This window comes from Musicola keenii (genome assembly GCF_014855505.1).
GTDB lineage: Bacteria > Pseudomonadota > Gammaproteobacteria > Enterobacterales > Enterobacteriaceae > Musicola > Musicola paradisiaca.
In genome coordinates, this window is sequence record NZ_JAAWVW010000020.1 from 18286 (window position 1) to 39968 (window position 21683).

Genomic DNA, 21683 nt, shown 5'->3' on the forward strand with positions numbered 1-21683 from the left:
CAATATGCACAATCAAAGGGCACACCAAGGCGCTTTACCGCAAAAAACCGTGCACATTGCACACTCACTCTTGTTCGCGTTGCCCGCTTTTTTCGTCGCAAAAACTGGCATGTTCCTTGCGATTCCTCCCACACATTCTGTTTCCCCCACGGGGACACTATCCAGAGGAAGCGTCAATGTCGTCACAAAATGAATTCCCCCTAAGCGAAGCCCCGCAAGAAGGCCGCAAAGGGCTGTTATCCATCTCCATGGTGCTGTTCAGCTTTACTTTTTTCACCGGCACCATGTTTGCCGGCGGCAAATTGGGCGTCGCCTTTCCCATCACGGAAATGCTGTGGATCGCCGTCATCGGCAACCTGCTGCTGGCGCTGTATGCCGCCTCACTGGGGCTGATCGCTGCGCGCAGCGGCCTGAACGCGGTGTTGATGGGGCGGTTTTGTTTCGGCGAGGCGGGCAGCAAGCTGTCTGATTTTCTGCTCGGATTCGCCGAACTGGGCTGGTACGCCTGGGGCACCGCCACGCTGGCCATCTCGCTGGTCAAACTGCTGTCGCTGCCCGAGGGCATGACCGTTCCGCTGATGGTGCTGTTCGGTCTGGGTTTCTCGATTACCGCGCTGGTGGGCTACCGCGGGCTGGACGTCCTGTCCCGCGTATCCGTACCGCTGATGTTCGTCATGCTGGCGCTCTCCATGTGGATCGCCACCCGCGACGGCGGCGGCTGGCAGGGCATGGCTGGCATCGCGCCCACCCAGACGCTGGGCTGGTCGGCGGCCATCACCATGGTGTTCGGCACCTTCGCCAGCGGCGCAACACAGGCCACCAACTGGACTCGCATGGCGCGCAACGGCCGGATCGCCGTCTGGGCCAGCCTCATCAGTTTCCTGGGCGGCAATGGCCTGATGATTATCGCCGGCGCCTGGTGCGCGGTGGTTTACCAACAGGCGGACATCGTCGCGGTGATGATGCTGCAAGGGTTGTCGGTCGCAGCCGTCGTCATGCTGTGCCTCAATCTGTGGACTATTCAGGGGCCGACTATCTACAACGTTTCCGCCGCAGCCTGCCACCTGCTGCGCATCGAGCGTCGTCGCACCCTGACGCTGGCGGGCGCCGTGGTCGGTATTCTGCTGGCGGTCGGCGGCATGTATGAATGGCTGATTCCGTTCCTGGTACTGCTGGGTTCCATCATCCCGCCTATCGGTGGCGTGATCATGGCGGATTACTGGTTCCGTCATCGCGGCCGCTATCCAGCGTTGCAACACGCCAGACTGCCACGTTTTAACATACCCGGCCTGACGTCTTACGCCGTCGGTGCGCTACTGGCTTATCTTTCCCCCTGGGTTGCGCCGCTGGTCGGCATCGCCAGTGCGGCGCTCTGCTACATCGTACTGGTCGCGCTCGCCCGGCGTGTATCGGCAAACGATGCCGCCGGAGCGGCGTCATGAATCTGACCGTCGGTGAAATTCTGACGCTGAACGGCCTGGCAGAGTTGCGGCTGCGCGCCGGCGCACAGGGAGTACATCGCCCGGTGCGCTGGTACTATGTGGCGGAAAACGAAGGGATCGCCGAATGGATCATGGGCGGCGAACTGGTGTTTGTCACCGGTATCAACCACCCACGCGACGAAGCCAACCTGCACCGCCTGCTGGCGGAAGGGCATCAACGCGGTATCGCCGGTATGGTGATCCTGACCGGTAAGGAGTTCATTCACGCCATTCCCGACTCGTTGCTGGCGCAGGCGGAAATGTGGGGCATCCCGCTGATTGAACAGCCTTATTCGTTGAAAATGGTCATCGTCACCCAGCTTATCGGCACCGAGCTGGTACAACGGGAAACCGCGCTCCGCTCACGCCGGGAAATTCTGATTCAGTTGCTGACCGGCGAGTATCCGGATATCGACATTCTGCACCAGCGCACCCAACATCTGAGGTTATCGCTGGAGGCGCCGCGCCGCATTGCGGCACTGAGGCTGACCGATATGCAGGCGCTGTTTGCCGCCAATGCGCCGGACGATGCCGAACAGCAATTGCAGGCGCTGCGCCAGCGCCTGCAACAATATCTGGAAGAGCAGTTGTCCACACTGGCGGACAGTCTGCCGCTGATCCAGCTCGGCGAGTTGTACATTCTGCTACTGCCCAGTGATCGGGATGACGCCCGCCAGACCAATACCTGGCTGCTGCAGCTGCGTCAGCACATTCAGGCCGACCTGTCGCCACTGACGCTGTTCATCGGGCTGTCCGCCGTCCAAACCGCCGCCGGCCACTATCGCCAAGGGCTGACCGAAGCGCGTCGGGCGCTGGAGGTGGCAGCCGGCATGCGCCCGGATAAAGGACTGTGCGACTACAGCGAACTGGGTGTACTGCAACTGTTGACCGCTGTCGGCGATCCACTGCTGGTCAACCGCTTTATGAAAGACACGCTGGGCGCGCTGATGGAGCATGGTCGCAAACATCCGGCCATGCTGATCGAAACGCTGGACGCGGTCTTGCAGGAGAACGGCAACCTGATCAAAGCCGCCGAACGGCTGGATATCCACCGCAATACACTGCACCAGCGTTTGCAGCGCATCGAACAATTGACCGGACATACGCTGGGCGACCCCCAGTTTCGCCTGAATGCGTCCGTCGCCTTGCTGATTTGGCGCATGTCTGGCGTCCCTACCCCGGCAGCCGTCCCCGTTAATCAGGGGCGTACCGCCAACCAACAGGAGTCATTATGAACATTATCAATGCGGCGCTGCGTCGCCGTAACGGACTGTACACCCTGCGGTTACAGGATGGGATCATCGCCGCCATCGAACCGCAAAACGGCATGCTTCACGCTGCGCCCGAGGTTATCGACGCCGCCGGGCAACTGGCGATCCCGCCGCTGGTGGAACCACATATTCACCTGGACGCCACGCTGACCGCCGGGGAACCGGAATGGAACATGAGCGGCACATTGTTTGAGGGCATCGAACGCTGGAGCCAGCGCAAGGCCACCATCACCCATGAAGACACCAAACAGCGTGCGCACGCCGCTATCGCCATGCTGCGGGACCACGGCATCCAGCATGTGCGCACCCATGTCGACGTCACCGACCCGACCTTGGCGGCGCTGCAAGCGCTGCTGGACGTGAAAGAAGAAGCCAAATCTTTGATCGACCTACAGATCGTCGCCTTCCCGCAAGAGGGGATCGAATCCTTCGCCAACGGGCGTCAATTGATGGAACGCGCAATCGAAATGGGTGCGGATGTCGTGGGCGGTATCCCCCACTTTGAAAATACCCGCGAGCAGGGCGTGAGCTCGGTGAAATTTCTCATGGACTTGGCCGAGCGTACCGGCTGTCTGGTGGATGTGCACTGCGACGAAACCGACGATCCCCAGTCCCGTTTTCTGGAAGTGCTGGCGGAAGAAGCCCGCGTGCGAAATATGGGCGCCCGAGTCACTGCCAGCCATACCGTGGCGATGGGTTCTTACGACAATGCTTACTGTTCGAAGCTGTTCCGGTTACTGCGCCGCTCCGGCATCAGTTTCGTCTCCTGCCCCACCGAAAGCATCCATTTGCAGGGGCGCTTCGACACCTTTCCCAAACGACGCGGCGTCACCCGCGTGGCGGAGCTGGATCGCGCCGGTATGAACGTCTGCTTCGGCCAGGACTCCATCCGCGACCCGTGGTACCCGCTGGGCAATGGCAACATTCTGCGGGTACTGGACGCCGGGCTGCACATCTGCCACATGATGGGCTACCAAGATCTGCAACGTAGCCTGGATTTTGTCACCGACAACAGCGCCCGCGCGCTGAACCTCGGCGATCGTTATGGCATTGCCGTCGGCCGCCCCGCCAATCTGCTGATTCTGGACGCGGAAAACGACTACGAAGCCGTGCGCCGTCAGGCGAAGGCACTCCTGTCGATCCGGCATGGCGACATCATCATGCAGCGCACGCCAGAGCAACTTCACTATCCGGCGTAGCATTTTCCGCATCGCGCTTTGGTCTGGCGCTGCCGGCATAGCGCTGGCCCAAAGCGCTGCGCCGGTCTGGCATCGCGATAGCCGACGCCACTGGCGTCACCATCGCGACGGGCCAGCCCCGCAGACACCGTTGCGAAACGTAGCGCATGGCTTCGGTGACGAGCTTCGCCCCTGAGCACTGCCATGCGCGCTGCTCGGCAAGCCCGTAAGTTCACGCTGTGACGCGGCGGATGGCGGCCCACGACACACACGATGGCGGGCGGATGCTCAAGGCGCCGCGATTGCCGGCATCGCCGGGAAAACCTCGCCCTCTTCCGGCAACAGCCCTTCCCGGCAGCGTTGCCGGTAACTCTGTTCAAAGGTTTGCATGCCCGTCGCACTCCCGGTTTGCAGTATGCCGGGCAACTGGTGCGTTTTTCCTTCGCGGATCAGGTTGCTCACCGCCGCAGAGGCCAGCAATACCTCGAACAACGCAACCCGCCCCCCACACAGCCCCGGCAGCAGCCGTTGCGCCACCACCGCCTGTAGGCTGGCGGCCAACTGTGCCCGCACGAACGCCTTTTCCTCCGCCGGAAACACATCCACCAGCCGGTCCACCGCCTGCACCGCGCCGCGGGTATGCAGCGTCGCCAACACCAGATGGCCGGTTTCCGCTGCAGTTAATGCCAACCGGATAGTGGCGCTATCCCGTAGCTCTCCCAGTAGTAATACGTCCGGGTCCTCACGCAATGCCGCGCGCAGAGCGCTGGCGAAATCGTCGCAGTGTTGACCGACCTCCCGCTGTTGAATCAAACAGCGCTGGCTGACATGCAGATACTCGATCGGATCCTCCAGCGTCAGAATATGCCGCGCGTCATGCTGGTTAAGCGCCGACACCATCGCCGCCAGTGTGGTGGATTTGCCGCTGCCGGTGGCACCCGTGACCAGAATCAGCCCATCGCGCCGTTGCGCCAGCGTTGCCACCACCGCAGGCGCGCCGAGCATGGGCAAGTCCGGCGCCGTCTGCGGGATCAGACGCAGCGCCGCCGACAAACCATGACGCTGCCGAAACAGATTGAGCCGCAACCGCGTGCCGTCCGGCAAGGTCAAGGCGCAGTCCACCTGGCCGTGCCGCGCCAGCGCCCGCCAATGCCTGGCTTCCAGCCACTGCCGACACCAGTCTTCCAACGATGCGCTGCGTACACATGTCTGATGCGGAGCGCTGACTAATTGTCCGTCGATACGCATTACCGGCGGATGACCGCTGCACAGGTGCAGATCGGAAGCATTCTGTTTTACACTAGCGCACACCCATTCACTCACATCCATATGAAGTGACCTCCTGAATCACTATGACTACAAGTACAGTCCAGCAAAACCTACAGGACGTGCGGCAGAAAATCTCGGCGGCGGCAGAACGCTGCGGGCGCGCGCCAGGAGAAATTACGTTGCTTGCCGTCAGCAAAACCAAACCTGTGACGGCGATCGAAGATGCCATCGCCGCCGGCCAACGTGCCTTTGGGGAAAATTACGTGCAGGAAGGCGTGGAAAAAATTCTGTATTTCCGCCAGACGCACCAAGACATCGCGCTGGAATGGCACTTTATCGGGCCGTTGCAGTCGAACAAAAGTCGTCCGGTGGCGGAGCACTTCGACTGGTGCCACACCATTGACCGGCTGCGCATCGCCCAGCGGTTGAGCGAACAGCGCCCGGATACACTGCCGCCGCTGAATGTACTGTTGCAAATTAATATCAGCCGGGAAGAGAGTAAATCCGGTATTCTGCCTGACGAGCTACCGGCGTTGGCCGCCAGCGTCGCCGCGCTGCCCAACCTGCGGCTGCGCGGTCTGATGGCGATTCCGGCGCCGGAAGCGGATCACCAACGGCAGTTGGCGGTTTTCCGCCGCATGTACGACCTTTTTCAGCAGTTGCAGGCTGACCACGCGCATGTCGACACCCTCTCCATGGGAATGACCGACGATATGGCCGCCGCCATTGAGGCAGGCAGCACGCTGGTACGCATCGGCACCGCCATCTTCGGCGCGCGCGATTACGGGGCAACGGCCCGCAACGCTTGATGATCAACCAACCACTGCGAGAGATCGATGGAACACCGTAACATTGCCTTTATTGGCGCAGGCAACATGGCACAGGCCATCATCGCCGGACTGATCGACGGCGACTATCCTGCGGATAACATCAGCGTCAGCGCCCCCACGCCGACCCGCCGCGACGCGCTGGCTCAGCGCTATGGCATTACCAGCAGCGCAGACAACGTCGGCTGCGCCCAACGCGCCGACGTTATCGTGCTGGCGGTCAAACCTCAGCTGATGGCGGAAGTATGCGCAGACCTGGCGCGCCAAGTGGATTTCAGCGGCAAACTGGTGCTATCCATCGCCGCCGGGGTCAATCTGGCGCGGTTTCACCAGTTGCTGGGAGACGCACAGATAATACGCATTATGCCGAATACGCCGTCGCTGGTCGGCGTCGGCATGAGCGGCATGTACGCGCCGGACGACATCGACGCGGCCGATCGCCGCTTCGCCGCCGACCTGATGAGCAGCGTCGGCAAAATCTGCTGGGTACAAGAAGAAGCGCACATCAACGGCATTATCGCCGCCGCAGGCAGCGCGCCGGCCTATTTTTTCCTGTTTATGGAAGCCATGCAGCAGGAAGCGTTGCGCCAGGGGTTTGATGCAGAAACCGCACGCTTGCTGGTGCAGCAGTCCGCCAGCGGTGCTGCGGCGCTGGTCGCCGCCAGCCCGGATACGCCGCTGTCCACCCTGCGGGAGAACGTCACCTCTAAGGGCGGTACCACCGCCGCCGCCTTGCGGGTGTTCAACGAACGCCAGTTGGCCGACACCGTGGCGCAAGCCATGCAGGCCGCCGTTGCGCGTGCGCAGGAAATGGAATCGCTGTTCTGATTGCCGACCGACATCATTGACCCATAAGGAACTGTTGCCGTTATGCTTACCCTGACTTTTCTGGCCAAAACGCTGATTGACCTCTATGTGATGGTGCTGCTGCTGCGTATCTGGATGCAGTGGGCCCACAGTGATTTTTACAACCCGCTGGCGCAATTTGTGGTCAAGCTGACCCAGCCGGTGGTCGTACCGCTGCGCCGGATCATTCCGTCGCTGGGGCCCATCGACAGCGCATCGCTGTTGCTGGCGTTCCTGCTCACCACGCTGAAATACCCGCTGTTATTGCTGATTCAGGTGGGCGCGCTGGCGCTCAGCCCCATCAACCTGCTGGTGGGGCTGCTGGTGCTGATCAAATCCACCGGTTATCTGGTGTTCTGGGTCATCATCGTGCGTTCGCTGATGAGTTGGATCAGCCAAGGCCGCAGCCCGGTAGACTACATGCTCTACCAGTTGACCGAACCGCTGATGAGCCCGGTGCGCCGCATTTTGCCTTCCACCGGCGGGCTGGATTTCTCGCCGATGGTGGTGATTCTGCTGCTCTATCTGCTGAATTACCTCGGCATGGATCTGTTTCCGGAGCTGTGGTTCCAGCTGTGAGTGCCGTCAGCCGCGATGAAGACGCGCTGGTGATCCGGCTGTACATTCAGCCGAAAGCCAGCCGCGACCAGATAGTCGGGCTGCATGGCGACGACGAAGTGAAAGTCGCCATCACCGCGCCGCCGGTAGACGGGCAGGCCAACGCCCATTTGATCCAATTTATGGCCAAACAATTCCGCGTAGCCAAAAGCCGGGTGACTATCGAAAAAGGGGAGCTTGGGCGGCATAAACAGCTTAGAATCCACTCCCCGCAGGCGATTCCAGCGGCTATCGCGGCGCTATTGCCCGATCGATAACGCTCTCCATTGCGACGGCGGTTCCGCCGTCGCCATTTGATGACTTCACCCGCCCTTTCCGACGTCCTCCGCCCGACGGGGGATTACGATAACAGGAGCAGTAATGCAAAAACTCGTTTTAGCCACCGGTAACGCCGGTAAAGTGCGTGAGCTGGCCGGTCTGCTGGCCGACGTCGGTTTTGACGTCATCGCCCAGACCGCGCTGAACGTGGACAATGCCGAAGAAACCGGCCTGACCTTTATCGAAAACGCTATCCTGAAAGCCCGTCACGCCGCCCGGAAAACCGGGTTGCCCGCCATCGCCGACGATTCCGGACTGGCGGTGGACGCACTCGGCGGCGCGCCGGGTATCTATTCCGCCCGTTATTCCGGCCCCGACGCCACCGACCGTCAGAATCTGGAGAAACTGCTGCAGGCGCTGGAACATGTGCCGGATGAACAGCGCCAAGCCAGCTTCCACTGCGTGCTGGTTTATTTGCGCCACGCCGACGATCCGACGCCGCTGGTCTGCCACTGCCGCTGGCAGGGCATGATTACCCGTGCGCCGGCAGGTGAAGGCGGGTTCGGCTACGATCCGATCTTTCAGGTACCGTCGCTCGGGAAGACCGCCGCTGAATTGAGCCGCGAGGAAAAGAACGCCCATTCTCACCGCGGGCAGGCGCTGCGTCTGCTGCTGGACACGCTGCGCCATGCTTAAGTTGCCGCCGCTCAGCCTGTATATCCACATCCCGTGGTGTGTGCAGAAATGCCCTTACTGCGATTTCAACTCGCACGCCTTGAAGGGAAACGTGCCGCACGACGAGTACGTCTCGCACCTACTGGCGGATCTGGATGCGGATCTGCCGCTGACCGGCCATCGCCCGCTGCACAGCATCTTCATCGGCGGCGGCACGCCGAGCCTGCTCAGCGCCGAAGCCATGCAACGCCTGCTCGACGGCGTGCGGGCGCGGCTGCCGTTGGAGGACGACGCCGAGATCACCATGGAGGCCAACCCCGGCACGGTGGAAGCCGATCGTTTCAACGGCTACCAGCAGGCGGGCATCAACCGCATTTCCATTGGCGTGCAGAGCTTCAGTGCAGAAAAACTGACCCGCCTCGGGCGCATCCACGGCCCGAAAGAGGCTAAACGCGCCGCGCAGCTAGCGGCCGGATTGGGTCTTGGCAGCGTCAATCTGGATCTGATGCACGGCCTGCCGGAGCAGTCGCTGGCAGAAGCCTTGGACGATCTGCGCCAAGCCATCGAACTCAACCCGCCGCACCTGTCCTGGTACCAGCTGACGATCGAGCCGAATACCCTGTTCGGCTCTCGCCCGCCGCGCCTGCCGGACGACGATGCGCTGTGGGACATCTTCGAACAGGGGCATCAGTTGTTGAGCACCGCGGGTTATCAGCAGTATGAAACCTCCGCCTACGCCAAGCCCGGCTACCGCTGCCGTCACAATCTCAATTACTGGCGTTTCGGCGACTATCTGGGGATTGGCTGCGGCGCGCACGGCAAGCTGTCGTTTGCGGACGGCCGCATCCTGCGCACCGTCAAAACCCGCCACCCGCGCGGCTATATGCAGGGCAACTACCTGCACCAGAGCAATGAGGTAGCGATGGCTGATCGGCCGTTCGAATACTTTATGAACCGTTTCCGCCTGCTGGAAGCTGCGCCGCGCAATGATTTCACCATGCTGACCGGCCTGCCGGAAAGCGCGGTGCGCCGCCAGATCGACGACGCGCTGCGCCAGGGCTACCTGACGGAAAGCGCCGACCACTGGCAGATCACTCAACACGGCAAGCTGTTTCTGAATTCATTGCTGGAGCTGTTTCTGACGGAATAAAGCGGCTGCGGGTTGCCAGTGAGAAGCGGTAGTGCATGGAATGAAAGTACGTGGAATGAAAATGTGTGGCGTGGACGTTCGCGGCGTGAAAGTGCATGAAGCGGAAGTGCGTAGAGCGCGGCGAAACCCGCTGCGTGTCTTCAGGGAGACCCGCCCGCCGCTCGTCGTCAGCGACGACATTCAGAACGCCAGGCACAGTTTCCGGCATGGGTCGGTAAGCATTGTGCGGCCCGCATTGAATCCCGGCGATCGATTATGACAAAGTAGAGACAGGGCTTTTCCCCCCACGCGGGAAAAGCGTCAGCAAAGGATACCGACAATGAAAACGATAACCGCCATGATCATGGTGCTGCTGCTGGCCGCCAGCCTCAGCGGCTGTAATACCGCCCGTGGCTTTGGCCAGGATGTTCAGAAACTCGGCGGCGCCATCTCCCGCACCGCCAATTAATCCTTGCCCGACGCCGCCAGCGCGTCGGGCGGGAGTCCCCCTGACATCGCCCCCTCGGTTCAACCGTGCGTCGGCTGGGCCGGCGATTGCATCGGCAGGTGCGCAATACCGTCCTCGTCGTAGCCATCGCCGCATACGCCAAACCCGTGCTGCTCATAGAAATGCTGCAAATGGGCCTGCGCGGAAAGAAACAGCGCTTTCCCCGGCCAGTGGCGGGCGCAAGCCTGAATAGCATGTTCCATCAACTGGTGCCCGACCCGCTGCCCGCGCACTGCGGGAGAAACAACAACCCGACCAATAGTCACGGCATCGCGCCCCGGACGAGGCGCCAGCAACCGGGCGCAGGCCACCAGTTTGCCATTCAGCCAGGCGGTGACGTGGCGATTGCCATCCACCAGATCCAAACCATCCAGATCCTGATAAGCACATTGTTGTTCAACGACAAACACCTGGCTGCGCAACGTCAGAATGTCATACAGCGCATACAGATTCAGTTCTTTGATATCCCAGTCATGCCAGGTCAGATTCGTTGCCACTTGTGACTCTCCGTACTTATTCCCGCGCCTGTTAGCGCTGTTTTATCGCCATCCACGCCCACAGCCCGACAATCGCCAGCGCGAACAGCACGCCAAATGCCACACCAATGGCGACCACCGGCACACCCAGTTTCACCACCAGCGAATATACCGCCAGCATCAACAGCATGGCGGTGTTTTCCCCCAGATTCTGCACCGCAATGGCATTGCCTGCGCCGACGCTTTCCCGCCCGCGCTCTTGCAACAAGGCGTTGAGCGGCACGATGAAAAAACCGCCCAGCGCGCCCAACACCATCAGGCAACCGTAAGCGTTGATCAGGCTATGTTGCAAGGTAAACACCACCACCATCACGCCGATCAGCACCCCGGCGGGCAGGCAGCGCCAAACTTTTTGCAGCGAAACCAGTTTCCCCGCCGCCGCCGCGCCAAGCACGATCCCCACCGCCACCATGGCGTTCAGCAAGGTCGGCGTAGAATTGTCGCTGATGCCCAGCGCCAGCGGCACCCACAGCACCAGCAGAAAGCGCAGCACCACGCCCGCCCCCCAAAACATGCCGGTGCCGACCAGAGAAAAACGGGTCTCGCCATTTTGCCACAGCGCCCGGCAGGCGCAGAGAAACGAGCGGGTCATGCGCGCCGGATGCCAGGACAAACCGGGACGCGCCGCCGCCAGACGCGGAATCAGCAGGTTGGCGGCCAGCGCCGCGCCATACGCCAGCGCACAGGCCGCCAGCGCGCCGTAAATGTTCCAGTCCGCCAGCACGCCACCCGCAACGGAACCGGTCAGGATCGCCGCGATCGTCGACGCTTCCATCAGGCCATTAGCCTTGACCAGTTGGTCGCCGCGGGTCAGCTCGCCCAGAATGCCGTATTTGGCGGGCGAATAGGCCGCCGCCCCCAGCCCCACCAACGTATAACCCAAAAACGGGTTGCCACCGAAACAGATCAGCAACGCGCCCGCCAGTTTCAGACCATTGGCCAGCAGCATCACCCGTCCCTTGGCGAAACTGTCGGCAAACTGCCCGACAAACGGCGCCAACACAATGTAGGCCGCCACGAACCCCATTTGCAGAAACGGCTGGCTCCAGTCGGGGTAGTGCTGCGCCTTCACCAGCGCCAGCGTGGCGAACAGCAATGCGTTGTCGCCGAACGCGGAAAAAAACTGCGCCACCATGACCGCATTCATACTGCGGGAAAACAGACCGACGCGCGCAACGGACGAGGCGTTCATACCAACGGCTCCTTGTACTCCGCCAGCGCTCTGAGCGCGACAAAATCCGGTTTGCCGCTGCCGAGCAACGGCAGCGTTTTCATATAGCGAATATCGCGTGGCACCATCAGCTCCGGCGCGCCGCTACGGCGTGCCTCGGCCAGCAGCGCATCGCGGGTCAGCCCGGCGTCGGTGGTAAACAGCACCAGCGCTTCGCCTTTGCCGCTATCGCTGCGAGCGCTGGCGGCATGCTGCGCCGCAGGCGATGCCAGCAAGGCCAACTGTTCGACACCTTCTAGCGAGACCATCTCTCCGGCCAGTTTGGCAAAGCGCTTCACGCGGCCGACGATGGCGCAGAACCCCTGTTCGTCCAGTTCGACCACGTCTCCGGTGTCATACCAGCCGGCTTCGCGTACGCCCTGTGCGTTGTCCGCCGCCGGCGTTTCCAGCTCGCCGGGCTGTTCCACCCGCAGGTAGCCTTTCATCACATTCGGCCCACGCAGTTGCAACTGCCCACCCTGATGGATGCCGGGCACCGGAATCAGCCGGGATTCGATACCGGGCAACAAGCGGCCCACCGTCTGTCGCTTACAGGCCATCGGCACATTGATGGCAACCACCGGCGCGCATTCGGTCACGCCGTACCCTTCCAGAATGCGGATGCCGAATTTGTCCTGCCAGATTTGTCGCGTACTTTCCGACAGTTTTTCCGCCCCGGCCACCACATAGCGCAGACGGGCGAAATCGTAAGGATGTGCAAACCGGGCGTAATGCCCCAGAAAGGTCGAGGTACCGAACAGTACGGTACAGTTCCGGTCGTAGGTCAGCTCCGGCACGATGCGGTAATGCAATGGGCTGGGGTAGAGAAAGACTTTGGCGCCGGTAAGCAGCGGCGTCAGCAACCCGACGGTCAGGCCAAAGGCGTGAAACAGCGGCAGCGACGACATAAAACGGTCGCGCGGGGTGAAATCCGCCACGGTGCGGATCTGCTCCACGTTGGCCAACAGGCTATTGTGGGAGTGCACCACCCCCTTCGGATGGCCTTCCGAACCGGAGGTAAACAGGATAATGGCGGCGTCTTCCGGCTGCTGCGGGCGAATAGCACGGGCAGGCAACAACAGATGCAACAAGATCCACCCCCGATCCGCCAGCGTCACGGTATCCTTCAGATCTTCCAGATAAACCCAGTTGGCTTCTTTGACCTGCTGCGGCAGATGGGTGAGCTTGCCTTTCTCCAGAAACTGCCGCGACGTCACGATAGTACGAATGCTGGCGGCCGTCATGGCGCTGCGAATACCGCTGGCGCCGGCGGTGTAATTCAGCATTGCCGGTACGCGGTCGCTCAACGACGCCCCCAGAATCGCGGCGGCAGTCACTGTGGCGTTGGGCAACAGCAGCCCGACGTGCTCGCGCTCAGCGGTGAAGCGTTGCAGAATGCGCGCCACGCCCAACGATTTTTTCAGCAGCCCGTGGTAACTGTCCGGTTTAAAGGCGATATCTTCAATACCACCGGCGTGATAGCCATAGCGGGCGCAAGCGGCCAAAAACGCCTGATACAGCGTATGCCTCGGCCGCACCGCCATGCGCGCTTCCATCATGATGCGATGCAACGCTTCGCCCGCCAGTTCGCGGCGCTCCCGCGCGGTGGGGGCGTTCGGCATCGGCAAGGGGCTCGGCGACAGAAAATGAATGGCGATCTGCGGAAACAGCCGACGCCGCAGTACGTCGCCAAGACGGCCGAAATGGGTGAACTCCGGCCCTTCAATCCGCACCGGCACCACGGCCGCGCCAGAGCGGGCAGCCACCAACGCCGCGCCGCTGTATATCTTCATCAGCGAGCCAGTCACGGTGATGCGTCCTTCCGGAAACACCACCACCGGACGCCCTTGCTCCACCAACCGGATCAGCTGTTTGATCGCCAACGGTTTTGACGGATCCAACGGCAGAAAATCGATATAGGGCTTCAACCAACGCATGAACCAGCGATCGGCGATGGCGGAATAGACCGCGAACACCGGTTTGCTTTTCACCGGCAGAAACAACGCCATCAACGCGCCATCCAGAAAAGACACATGGTTTGGGGTAATTAATAACTTTGACTGCTGGAAACCACTTTCATCCCCTGAGATCCGAATCCGGTACAGGTGTTTCAGCAACCAGCGTAAAAAGGCATAAATCATCCCACCCCCCTATAAACGTTGACCGATGCTCGGCGTTAACCCGCCAATACTGTGCTTATTCACCACACGCCGGGCGCGGCCGAAACCACGTCATCCCGTCGGTGAAACAAAGCGCTCACCATACTATAGCCACGGAAGTGGCTCCAGAATAACCGGCAGGAAGGCAGGAAAATCAACCCGAAATGTCGAGCGCCCAAGGCAGGCGGTACAGGAGGGATATGACGGCGAGAAAACGCCGCCGGGCAGCGAATGTGGGCATCGTCATCCGCCGGCGAACCGACAGATAACGATGGCCCGAGCAGGTCAGAGCTGCTCGCCGTTGGTCGCAATCACCTGACGATACCAGTCGAAGCTCTTTTTCTTACGGCGCGCCAGCGTACCCTGGCCGTCATTGTCTTTATCCACGTAGATAAAACCGTAGCGCTTTTTCATTTCGCCGGTGCCCGCACTGACGATATCGATCGGCCCCCACCAGGTATACCCCATGATCTCGCAGCCGTCGGCGATAGCTTCCGCCACCTCCTGCAAGTGCTGGCGGCCATAGCTGATGCGATCGTCGTCGTTGATGGCACCGTCCGCGTCCGGCGTATCCACCGCGCCAAAGCCGTTCTCGACGATAAACAGTGGTTTTTCATAACGATCCGCCAGCTCGTTACACACCTGCCGCAGCCCTTTCGGGTCGATAGTCCAGCCCCAGGCGCTGCTTTTCAGGTAGGGGTTATCCAACCCCACCACGCCGCCGGTATCCGCCAGCACCGGCATATCGGCCTGATAGGTGGCGCTGCGGTAGTAGCTGAAGCCGAGATAGTCCGACGGGTGCGCCGCCAGCAACGCCAGATCGCCCTCTTCCATCGCCAGTTCAATGCCATGTTCACGCCATATCCGCTGACTGTAAGCCGGGTAGTGGCCGCGCATCATGACATCGGCGTAGAACAGCGATCGGCGGCGGATCTGCATGGTGGCGAACACATCGTCCGGATGACAGCTATGGGGATACAGAGTGCTGAGCGACAGCATGCAGCCGATTTTGGCCTGCGGAATAATCCGGTGACACAGCTGGTTCGCCAGCGCGTTGGCGACGAACATATGGTGGCTGGCCTGATAAATCGCCTGCAACCGCGCTTCCGGTTCAGGCTGTATTGCGCCGGTGGCAAACGGAATACGGTGCATATTGTTGAGTTCGTTGAACGTCATCCAATATTTCACCTTATCCCGATAGCGCTGGAATACCGTCTCGCAGTAGCGGATGAAAAAATCGATCAGCCGACGATCCTGCCAGCCGCCATAACGCTGATACAGCGCCAGCGGCGTTTCGTAATGCGACAACGTGATCACCGGTTCAATGCCGTATTTGAGCAGTTCGTCAAACAGCCGATCGTAAAACTGCAAGCCGGCTTCATTGGGCTCGGTTTCATCCCCTTGCGGAAAAATGCGCGACCAGGCGATCGAGGTACGAAAGCATTTGAACCCCATTTCGGCGAACAGGGCGATGTCGTCCTGATAGTGATGATAAAAATCAATCGCTTCGTGGCTGGGGTAATACTGCGTGGGGTCAACGGCCGCATCCGGCTTGCCCGCCACGATACCGCCGCGCACCACATCGGCGATCGACGGCCCCTTGCCGTCCTCATTCCAGGCGCCCTCCGCCTGATTGGCGGCGATGGCGCCGCCCCATAAAAACCCTTGCGGGAAACGTGTCATGGTTGCTCCTTAACGCACCGTCAATCAGGAGAGATCGTCGCCGTTGGTGGCGATCAGTTTGCGATACCAGTAAAAGCTCTTCTTGCGCGTACGCTGCTGGGTACCGTGGCCATCGTCGTCTTGATCGACGTAGATAAAACCGTAGCGTTTGGAAATTTGCGCCGTGCCGGCGCTAACCACGTCGATCGGCCCCCACCAGGTGTAACCGAACAGTTTCACCCCGTCCGCCAGCGCCTCTTTCATCTGTTCCACATGCTGACGCAGGTAGTCGATACGATACTCGTCGTCGATGGTGCCGTCCGGGTTGACGGTGTCCACCGCTCCCAGCCCGTTTTCGGCGATGAACAGCGGCTTCTGGTAGCGATCGTACAGTTGGTTGAGCGCCAGCCGCAGCCCTTGCGGGTCTATCTGCCAACCCCATTCGCTGGTGGGCAGATAGGGATTACGGATACCGCCGGTGATCAGGTTGCCGGTGACGCCTTCCAGCCGTTCCGGGTGTGCGCTGACAGTGCTGGACATGTAATAGCTGAACGACACGTAATCCACCGGGTATTGCCGCAGGATTTCGTCATCCCCTTGCTGTTTTTGCAGCACCACGCCCTTCTCCGCCAGCATGCGGTCGGTATAAGCCGGATAATAGCCGCGCGCCTGCACGTCGCTGAAAAACAGCGATACCCGCTGCGCCTCTTCGCAGGCCTGTAAATCATCCGGGTGGCAGGTGTTGGGGTAGAGGATCTGGTAGCTGATCATGCAGCCCACCTGAGAGCCGGGAATAATCTGGTGGCACGCCTTGGTCGCCAACGCGCTGGCGACAAATTGGTGGTGCGCCCCCTGGTATTTATCCTGCTCCAGGTGAGGGTGATCCTCTTCGATCACCCCGACGCTGACGTAAGGATGGTGTTTGACACAGTTGATTTCGTTAAAGGTCATCCAGTATTTGACCTTGTGTTTGTAGCGCTCAAAGACCGTGGTGGCGAAGCGCACATAGAAATCGACCAGTTTGCGGTTCGGCCAGCCGCCGTATTCCGTCACCAGACACAGCGGCATTTCATAGTGTGACAGCGAGACAATCGGCTGAATATGGTGTGCCAACAGGGTATCGAGCACCCGATCGTAGAACGCCAGCCCGGCCTCATTCGGCTCGATTTCGTCGCCGCGCGGGAAGATGCGAGTCCAGGCGATAGACATGCGGAAGCATGTGAAGCCCATTTCGGCAAACAGCGCGATATCTTCCTTGTAGTGATAGTAAAAGCCGTTGCCCTTGCGCTTCGGGTAATACTTTTTGCTGTGTGGATCCTGGGCTTGCGCCACCTGCTGATGGGTCATGAACAACCATTGATCCAGCCAGCGTTCCTTGGGCGTCTGGCTATCGAAGGTATACACGTCCGACACCGATAACCCCTTGCCGCCGACGTTCCAAGCACCTTCCAGCTGATTGGCCGCCGTGGCCCCGCCCCACAGAAAATCCGGCGGAAATGCGTTTGATACGCTCATCTTGTTCTCCTCTCCCTCAGGCCGCCGCAACGGTCAATGTCATAAAGGCTTCGCGCGGGTGAACCGCCCCCTGCAACAGCGGCAGCACCTCGCCATAGCATTCCGTATTGGTGACGATCACGATCACACTCGGGTCGATACCCTCTTCCCGTAGCGCGTCAAGATCGAAGCTCACCAGCGGTTCGCCCACCTCCACCATCTGTCCCGGCTGGGCGTGACGGACGAAATGGCGCCCTCCCAACTTGACGGTATCAATGCCGATATGGATCAGCACTTCGGCACCGGTATCGCTTTTGAGCGTCAGCGCGTGGTTGGTATCAAATACCGACTCCAACCGGCCGTTCACCGGCGACAGCAGCTCGCCGTTTTCCGGGTAGATGGCGATGCCTTTGCCGAAGATCTCCTCCGAGAAAACCGGGTCGCTCAGCTCACGCAGCGACATCACCCGCCCGGCCACCGGCGCAAACAGTTGTTCGTTATGGTTGCCCAACACCACCGGCGTGGCGGGGGCGACCGATTGCCCAACCGACGTTGCCGCCGTGGCTGGGGTTTTTTCTTCAAACCCCAGCACGCAGGTCACTACCGCCGCGGTCGTGAAGGAAATCGCCATGCTCGCCAGCGCGTAAAGGAAGGTCGGCCCCACCAGCGCGGGCAAGCCCGGCAACCCGCTCAAGGCGAACGCATAGGTTTTCACGCCGAAAAACATGGCGAAGGAGCCGCCGCAGGCACCGCCGATCAATGCGGCGGCGAACGGACGTTTGAAGCGGATGTTGATGCCGTACATCGCCGGTTCGGTGATGCCCATGGTGGCGGTCAGGCTGGTCGACAGCGCCAGCGACTTGGTTTTCTTGTCGCGGGCACGCAGGAAGACGCCGAACGCTGCGCCGGCCTGCCCCATGTTGGCCACATAGAAAATAATCTTGAAGGGATCGAACCCCATCTTGCTGATGTTGTTGATCATGATGGGGATCAGCACATAGTGCATGCCGGTGATGATAATCATCGACAAGGTACCGCCCAGCACCAGACCCGCGACGATACCCATGTTGTCCACCAGCCAAACGATGCCGGTCGAGAGGTGGTTGCCGACCAGAATACCGAGCGGCCCAATGGCGATCAGCATTACCGGCGCGACGATCAGCAGGGTAAACAACGGGACGAACATGGTTTTCAGCGCGCCGGGCATGATGCGATCGACCCCTCGTTCCACCCAGGACATCAGCCATACCGCCAGCAGGATCGGGATCACCGACGAGGCGTAGGAAACCGGCGACACCGGCAGCCCCAGAAAGGCGATCTCACCGCCGCCCTGGAAGAGCTTCATCAGCGTGGGATGCAGCAGCGTCGCGGCCAGTGCCACCGCCACATACGGGTTGCAGCCAAATTTATGAGCCGCGCTGAACGCCAGCACCAGCGGCATAAAATAGAAGATGCCGTCGCTGATGGCCGACAGTATCAGGTAGGTCTGGTTGGTGGCGGATACCCATTTCAGGGCGATCAGCAGCGACAGAATCCCTTTCAGAATACCGGCCCCGGCAATGGCGGGGATGATCGGGGAGAAGATACTGGAAAACGCCTCCAGCAACGCGGAAACCGGATGACGTGATTTCCCGGCGGCGGGTTTTTCGGGCGCCTGACGCGCCAGCAGCGGGAACTGCTGCACCAGCGCCCGGTAGACGTCGGCGACTTCATTGCCGATGATGACCTGAAACTGCTCGCCGGCAACATTGATACCAATCACGCCGTCTAATGCTTCCAGGCCGTCCCGGTTAATGTGTTGATTATCGTGTACGTAAAAACGCAACCGGGTAATACAGTGAAAAACCTGTTGAATATTTTCCGCCCCGCCAATAAGGGCCACGATATTCTTTGCTGTCTCCTGATAATTCGTGGACATGACAATTCCTCTTTCCAGAAAGAAATCTTACGATTTCGGCAACAACCGCCCGATAATTAGCACGGCGCCTTATTTCCTCTGGGGTTTGCCTGATTGAACAGTAACAAGCCTATTCGGAATGATGTAAACGATGAATAATATTATCGATATGAATGGTCAGATAGAGTTTCTCCGAATTACTCATGACATGATGATAATGGTTGTTAATAAATATGCTGATGGCTTCCACACACCCGAGCGTTTTTTGATAACGCTGTTGCACCATGGTAAAGAGATCGCCATCATCATTTTCCAGCGTCATTCCTTCCACAACGCGCTGGGCAAAAAATTTCAGGTGGGTAATGAACCGATGATAATTACTGCTATTTTCATCCAACGACACCTGAAAATAATATTTTACGATGTTCTGCACCTGATAAATTAATTGCGTAATCTGCCTCATATTGCCGATATCGTCATTCAGTTCGGCATTCACGATATGCAGCGCAATGCTGCACGCCTCATCTTCCGGCAGGCTAACGTGCAGTTTCTCGGCAATCAGCGCCAGCGCCTGGGCTGCCACCGCATATTCCTGCCGGTAGAAACGGCGTACCTCCCAGTGCAGCGGGTTACGGATGACCGTGCCGTCGCGCTGGCAGTTCAGGGCGAATGTCAGATGATCGGCCAGCGTGACATAAATCCCTTCGCTGAGCCGTTGTTGCAGTGTCCGTCGGGCCAATTCCACAATATCGTCGGTTAATTGTAATACCGCCAACGGTACTTCATGCACCAGATCTTTAAATCGGGCTGAGATTGCGTCATCCTGCAGACGGAATATTTTTTCAATCCGGGAATCGTCCACCTCTTCGCCGGTATGAGAATGAAAACCTAATCCGCAACCGGTTAAGATAAGCTCCTGCCCCTGATTATCAATGACGCTGACTACATTATTATTCAGGACCTGAGTTATCCTCATCGCATTTCTCCTGAAAACAAAACGGGCAAAACTTAAATACAGCCAATTAAACCATCATTTGATGGAACATTGTTGCTGCATTTAAGTTTTGCCCGCCGAACGGTAACAAGCCTTATGCAATAACAGGAAATTATCATCCGCTATTTTTTGCGTCAATCTGCGCCGACATCGACACGCTGATTTCTTTATTATTTGTGACCAGCGTATTATTTTTTGACCGCGATAAAATACAGGCAAAAAAAACCTACGCATCCGCGTAGGTTGGTGCAATTTGAATGGTTCAATGTGAAGAACACATCGATTTGTCACCCATCAATACCTCTGGGACTTGTTACTCTAAAGACAGTCGCACTCAATCACGAGGACATAATCGAAAGATAACTCTGCGAAGTGCAACCAACTGTAAAATTTTCAATTCTCAAGTAATAACCTGGTAAATCATCTTGCAGCGCTAGACGTCGCCCTGCTCCACCGTGCGACTGCATCCACTCTCACCCTAAGTTGCGATCGTGCTCTCTTGCGGCCGACGGCCAATTTCGTAACACTTGGCCTGAACACCAGAGATCAGGCGGTATCCCTGTACTGACGCAGCGTCAGGAAAGGCCGCCAACACTTATAACAACGGAAAAAATCAATGCCGACCATCAAGGACGTTGCCCGACTGGCAGGGGTGTCAGTGGCAACCGTATCGCGCGTCATCAATGACTCGCCCAAAGCCAGTGAGCAGGCGCGCCGCGCCGTGCAACAGGCCATGCAGCAGTTGCAGTACCACCCGAACGCCAACGCGCGGGCACTGGCCCAGCAGTCCACCGAAACGCTGGGGCTGGTGGTGGCGGATGTCTCCGACCCTTTTTTCGGCAGTATGGTCAAGGCGGTGGAGCAGGAAGCCTATCGCACCGGCAATTTTCTGTTGATCGGCAACGGCTACCATGTGGCGCACAAAGAGCGGCAGGCTATCGAGCAGTTGCTGCGTCACCGCTGTGCGGCGTTGGTGGTGCACGCTAAAACGCTGCCGGATGAAGAGCTGGCGCAACTGATGGCGCAGACCCCCGGCATGGTGCTGATCAACCGTATTCTGCCGGGATACGAAGCGCGCTGCGTGGCGCTGGACGACCGCTACGGCGCCTGGCTGGCGACTTGTCATCTGATTCGTCAGGGCCATCGCCATATCGGCTTTCTCTGCTCGAACCACCCGATCTCCGACGCCAGCGACCGGCTGCAAGGGTATCGGGACGCACTGGCCGAGCACAATATTGCCTTGGATGAACAGCTGATAGCCTACGGCGAACCGGATGAAACCGGCGGTGAAGAAGCGATGACGGAACTGCTGGTGCGAGGTCGGCCGCTGACCGCCGTCGCCTGCTATAACGACCCCATGGCGGCAGGCGCGCTGGCCGTGCTCAGCGACAACGGCATCGACGTGCCGCGGGACATTTCCCTGATAGGGTTCGACGATGTACTGCTGTCGCGCTACCTCCGCCCAAGACTGACCACCATCCGCTACCCCATCGCCACCATGGCGACACAGGCGGCTCAAATGGCGCTGGCACTGGCTAACAACACGCCAATGGATAACCCCATCAACCTGTTCCACCCAACGCTGGTACGCAGGCATTCGGTTGCAGGGCGTTCGACGCTACTGCATGACGACCAACCACAAGGGGCACCTGAACAGGAATAAACCCAGGC

Annotated in this window: 21 protein-coding genes; 12 read left to right on the forward strand and 9 right to left on the reverse strand. The window is 59.6% G+C overall.

Annotation, left to right across the window (positions count from 1 at the left end):
- Positions 1–176: 176 nt before the first annotated feature.
- From codB to codA, 3 genes are read left to right on the forward strand one after another with little or no spacing between them, the layout of a single operon-like run.
- Positions 177–1442 carry a cytosine permease gene (codB, locus tag HEP82_RS16830; RefSeq protein ID WP_192459140.1) on the forward strand — a complete coding sequence of 422 codons (1266 nt, stop codon included), beginning with the start codon at positions 177–179 and terminating at the stop codon, positions 1440–1442.
- A complete protein-coding gene (locus tag HEP82_RS16835) occupies positions 1439–2716 on the forward strand; it encodes a PucR family transcriptional regulator (RefSeq protein ID WP_192459141.1) in 1278 nt (425 codons plus the stop codon). Before codB ends, HEP82_RS16835 begins: the two co-directional genes overlap by 4 nt.
- A complete protein-coding gene (gene codA, locus HEP82_RS16840) occupies positions 2713–3951 on the forward strand; it encodes a cytosine deaminase (RefSeq protein WP_192459142.1) in 1239 nt (412 codons plus the stop codon). Before HEP82_RS16835 ends, codA begins: the two co-directional genes overlap by 4 nt.
- Here codA and HEP82_RS16845 read toward each other — a convergent pair.
- Positions 3939–4136 carry a hypothetical protein gene (locus HEP82_RS16845; RefSeq protein ID WP_192459143.1) on the reverse strand — a complete coding sequence of 66 codons (198 nt, stop codon included), beginning with the start codon at positions 4134–4136 and terminating at the stop codon, positions 3939–3941. The genes codA and HEP82_RS16845 overlap by 13 nt on opposite strands.
- A gap of 82 nt (positions 4137–4218) precedes the next feature.
- Entirely contained in the window at positions 4219–5259 is a 1041-nt protein-coding gene (locus HEP82_RS16850; protein WP_192459144.1) for a type IV pilus twitching motility protein PilT, read from the reverse strand.
- A 23-nt stretch (positions 5260–5282) separates the two neighbouring features.
- Here HEP82_RS16850 and HEP82_RS16855 point away from each other — a divergent pair, with 23 nt between their 5' ends.
- The 8 genes from HEP82_RS16855 (at position 5283) to HEP82_RS16890 (ending at position 10021) form a co-directional block, all read left to right on the forward strand.
- Positions 5283–6008: a YggS family pyridoxal phosphate-dependent enzyme gene (locus HEP82_RS16855; RefSeq protein WP_192459145.1), complete on the forward strand. Its 726-nt coding sequence runs from the start codon at positions 5283–5285 to the stop codon at positions 6006–6008.
- A gap of 27 nt (positions 6009–6035) precedes the next feature.
- Positions 6036–6854 (forward strand): pyrroline-5-carboxylate reductase, encoded by an 819-nt coding sequence (gene proC / locus HEP82_RS16860; RefSeq protein WP_192459146.1) that lies wholly within the window; start codon positions 6036–6038, stop codon positions 6852–6854.
- A 42-nt stretch (positions 6855–6896) separates the two neighbouring features.
- The gene (locus HEP82_RS16865; RefSeq protein ID WP_192459147.1) at positions 6897–7451 is read left to right on the forward strand and encodes a YggT family protein; all 555 of its coding nucleotides are present in this window, start codon (positions 6897–6899) and stop codon (positions 7449–7451) included.
- Complete coding sequence (gene yggU, locus HEP82_RS16870; protein ID WP_192459148.1) at positions 7448–7747, forward strand: DUF167 family protein YggU; 300 nt, start codon at positions 7448–7450, stop codon at positions 7745–7747. The genes HEP82_RS16865 and yggU overlap by 4 nt, the downstream gene beginning before the upstream one ends.
- Before the next feature lie 103 nt (positions 7748–7850).
- Positions 7851–8444, forward strand: coding sequence for an RdgB/HAM1 family non-canonical purine NTP pyrophosphatase (gene rdgB, locus HEP82_RS16875; RefSeq protein WP_192459149.1), 594 nt, complete (start codon positions 7851–7853; stop codon positions 8442–8444).
- Positions 8437–9573 carry a radical SAM family heme chaperone HemW gene (gene hemW / locus HEP82_RS16880; protein ID WP_192459150.1) on the forward strand — a complete coding sequence of 379 codons (1137 nt, stop codon included), beginning with the start codon at positions 8437–8439 and terminating at the stop codon, positions 9571–9573. The genes rdgB and hemW overlap by 8 nt, the downstream gene beginning before the upstream one ends.
- Before the next feature lie 40 nt (positions 9574–9613).
- Complete coding sequence (locus tag HEP82_RS16885) at positions 9614–9832, forward strand: hypothetical protein (RefSeq protein ID WP_192459151.1); 219 nt, start codon at positions 9614–9616, stop codon at positions 9830–9832.
- Between the two features lie 60 nt (positions 9833–9892).
- Positions 9893–10021: an entericidin A/B family lipoprotein gene (locus HEP82_RS16890; protein ID WP_012764399.1), complete on the forward strand. Its 129-nt coding sequence runs from the start codon at positions 9893–9895 to the stop codon at positions 10019–10021.
- 59 nt (positions 10022–10080) lie between these two features.
- Here HEP82_RS16890 and HEP82_RS16895 read toward each other — a convergent pair whose 3' ends face one another.
- The 7 genes from HEP82_RS16895 to licT all read right to left on the reverse strand — a co-directional run bounded on the left by HEP82_RS16895 (position 10081) and on the right by licT (position 19994).
- Positions 10081–10557, reverse strand: coding sequence for a GNAT family N-acetyltransferase (locus HEP82_RS16895; RefSeq protein ID WP_192459152.1), 477 nt, complete (start codon positions 10555–10557; stop codon positions 10081–10083).
- A gap of 31 nt (positions 10558–10588) precedes the next feature.
- Positions 10589–11788: a lysophospholipid transporter LplT gene (lplT, locus tag HEP82_RS16900; RefSeq protein ID WP_192459153.1), complete on the reverse strand. Its 1200-nt coding sequence runs from the start codon at positions 11786–11788 to the stop codon at positions 10589–10591.
- On the reverse strand, positions 11785–13947 hold the full coding sequence (aas, locus tag HEP82_RS16905; protein WP_192459154.1) for a bifunctional acyl-ACP--phospholipid O-acyltransferase/long-chain-fatty-acid--ACP ligase: 2163 nt from the start codon (positions 13945–13947) through the stop codon (positions 11785–11787). Before aas ends, lplT begins: the two co-directional genes overlap by 4 nt.
- A 303-nt stretch (positions 13948–14250) precedes the next feature.
- Positions 14251–15648 carry a glycoside hydrolase family 1 protein gene (locus HEP82_RS16910; protein WP_192459155.1) on the reverse strand — a complete coding sequence of 466 codons (1398 nt, stop codon included), beginning with the start codon at positions 15646–15648 and terminating at the stop codon, positions 14251–14253.
- A 24-nt stretch (positions 15649–15672) separates the two neighbouring features.
- Positions 15673–17142: a glycoside hydrolase family 1 protein gene (locus HEP82_RS16915; protein WP_192459156.1), complete on the reverse strand. Its 1470-nt coding sequence runs from the start codon at positions 17140–17142 to the stop codon at positions 15673–15675.
- Positions 17143–17158: 16 nt separating this feature from the next.
- Positions 17159–19039 carry a beta-glucoside-specific PTS transporter subunit IIABC gene (locus HEP82_RS16920; RefSeq protein ID WP_192459157.1) on the reverse strand — a complete coding sequence of 627 codons (1881 nt, stop codon included), beginning with the start codon at positions 19037–19039 and terminating at the stop codon, positions 17159–17161.
- A 109-nt stretch (positions 19040–19148) separates the two neighbouring features.
- Positions 19149–19994, reverse strand: a complete 846-nt coding sequence (gene licT, locus HEP82_RS16925) for a BglG family transcription antiterminator LicT (protein WP_192459158.1) — start codon at positions 19992–19994, stop codon at positions 19149–19151.
- A gap of 634 nt (positions 19995–20628) precedes the next feature.
- Here licT and galR point away from each other — a divergent pair.
- Entirely contained in the window at positions 20629–21675 is a 1047-nt protein-coding gene (gene galR / locus HEP82_RS16930) for an HTH-type transcriptional regulator GalR (protein ID WP_192459159.1), read from the forward strand.
- The last annotated feature ends 8 nt before the right edge of the window (positions 21676–21683 follow it).

What these genes read in the sequence shown, in the direction of transcription:
- codB (WP_192459140.1), top strand. Translation starts at nt 177, where the DNA reads ATGTCGTCACAAAATGAATTCCCCCTAAGCGAAGCCCCGCAAGAAGGC.
- HEP82_RS16835 (WP_192459141.1), top strand. Translation starts at nt 1,439, where the DNA reads ATGAATCTGACCGTCGGTGAAATTCTGACGCTGAACGGCCTGGCAGAG.
- codA (WP_192459142.1), top strand. Translation starts at nt 2,713, where the DNA reads ATGAACATTATCAATGCGGCGCTGCGTCGCCGTAACGGACTGTACACC.
- HEP82_RS16845 (WP_192459143.1), bottom strand. Translation starts at nt 4,136, where the DNA reads ATGGCAGTGCTCAGGGGCGAAGCTCGTCACCGAAGCCATGCGCTACGT.
- HEP82_RS16850 (WP_192459144.1), bottom strand. Translation starts at nt 5,259, where the DNA reads ATGGATGTGAGTGAATGGGTGTGCGCTAGTGTAAAACAGAATGCTTCC.
- HEP82_RS16855 (WP_192459145.1), top strand. Translation starts at nt 5,283, where the DNA reads ATGACTACAAGTACAGTCCAGCAAAACCTACAGGACGTGCGGCAGAAA.
- proC (WP_192459146.1), top strand. Translation starts at nt 6,036, where the DNA reads ATGGAACACCGTAACATTGCCTTTATTGGCGCAGGCAACATGGCACAG.
- HEP82_RS16865 (WP_192459147.1), top strand. Translation starts at nt 6,897, where the DNA reads ATGCTTACCCTGACTTTTCTGGCCAAAACGCTGATTGACCTCTATGTG.
- rdgB (WP_192459149.1), top strand. Translation starts at nt 7,851, where the DNA reads ATGCAAAAACTCGTTTTAGCCACCGGTAACGCCGGTAAAGTGCGTGAG.
- hemW (WP_192459150.1), top strand. Translation starts at nt 8,437, where the DNA reads ATGCTTAAGTTGCCGCCGCTCAGCCTGTATATCCACATCCCGTGGTGT.
- HEP82_RS16885 (WP_192459151.1), top strand. Translation starts at nt 9,614, where the DNA reads ATGAAAGTACGTGGAATGAAAATGTGTGGCGTGGACGTTCGCGGCGTG.
- HEP82_RS16890 (WP_012764399.1), top strand. Translation starts at nt 9,893, where the DNA reads ATGAAAACGATAACCGCCATGATCATGGTGCTGCTGCTGGCCGCCAGC.
- lplT (WP_192459153.1), bottom strand. Translation starts at nt 11,788, where the DNA reads ATGAACGCCTCGTCCGTTGCGCGCGTCGGTCTGTTTTCCCGCAGTATG.
- aas (WP_192459154.1), bottom strand. Translation starts at nt 13,947, where the DNA reads ATGATTTATGCCTTTTTACGCTGGTTGCTGAAACACCTGTACCGGATT.
- HEP82_RS16910 (WP_192459155.1), bottom strand. Translation starts at nt 15,648, where the DNA reads ATGACACGTTTCCCGCAAGGGTTTTTATGGGGCGGCGCCATCGCCGCC.
- HEP82_RS16915 (WP_192459156.1), bottom strand. Translation starts at nt 17,142, where the DNA reads ATGAGCGTATCAAACGCATTTCCGCCGGATTTTCTGTGGGGCGGGGCC.
- HEP82_RS16920 (WP_192459157.1), bottom strand. Translation starts at nt 19,039, where the DNA reads ATGTCCACGAATTATCAGGAGACAGCAAAGAATATCGTGGCCCTTATT.
- licT (WP_192459158.1), bottom strand. Translation starts at nt 19,994, where the DNA reads ATGAGGATAACTCAGGTCCTGAATAATAATGTAGTCAGCGTCATTGAT.
- galR (WP_192459159.1), top strand. Translation starts at nt 20,629, where the DNA reads ATGCCGACCATCAAGGACGTTGCCCGACTGGCAGGGGTGTCAGTGGCA.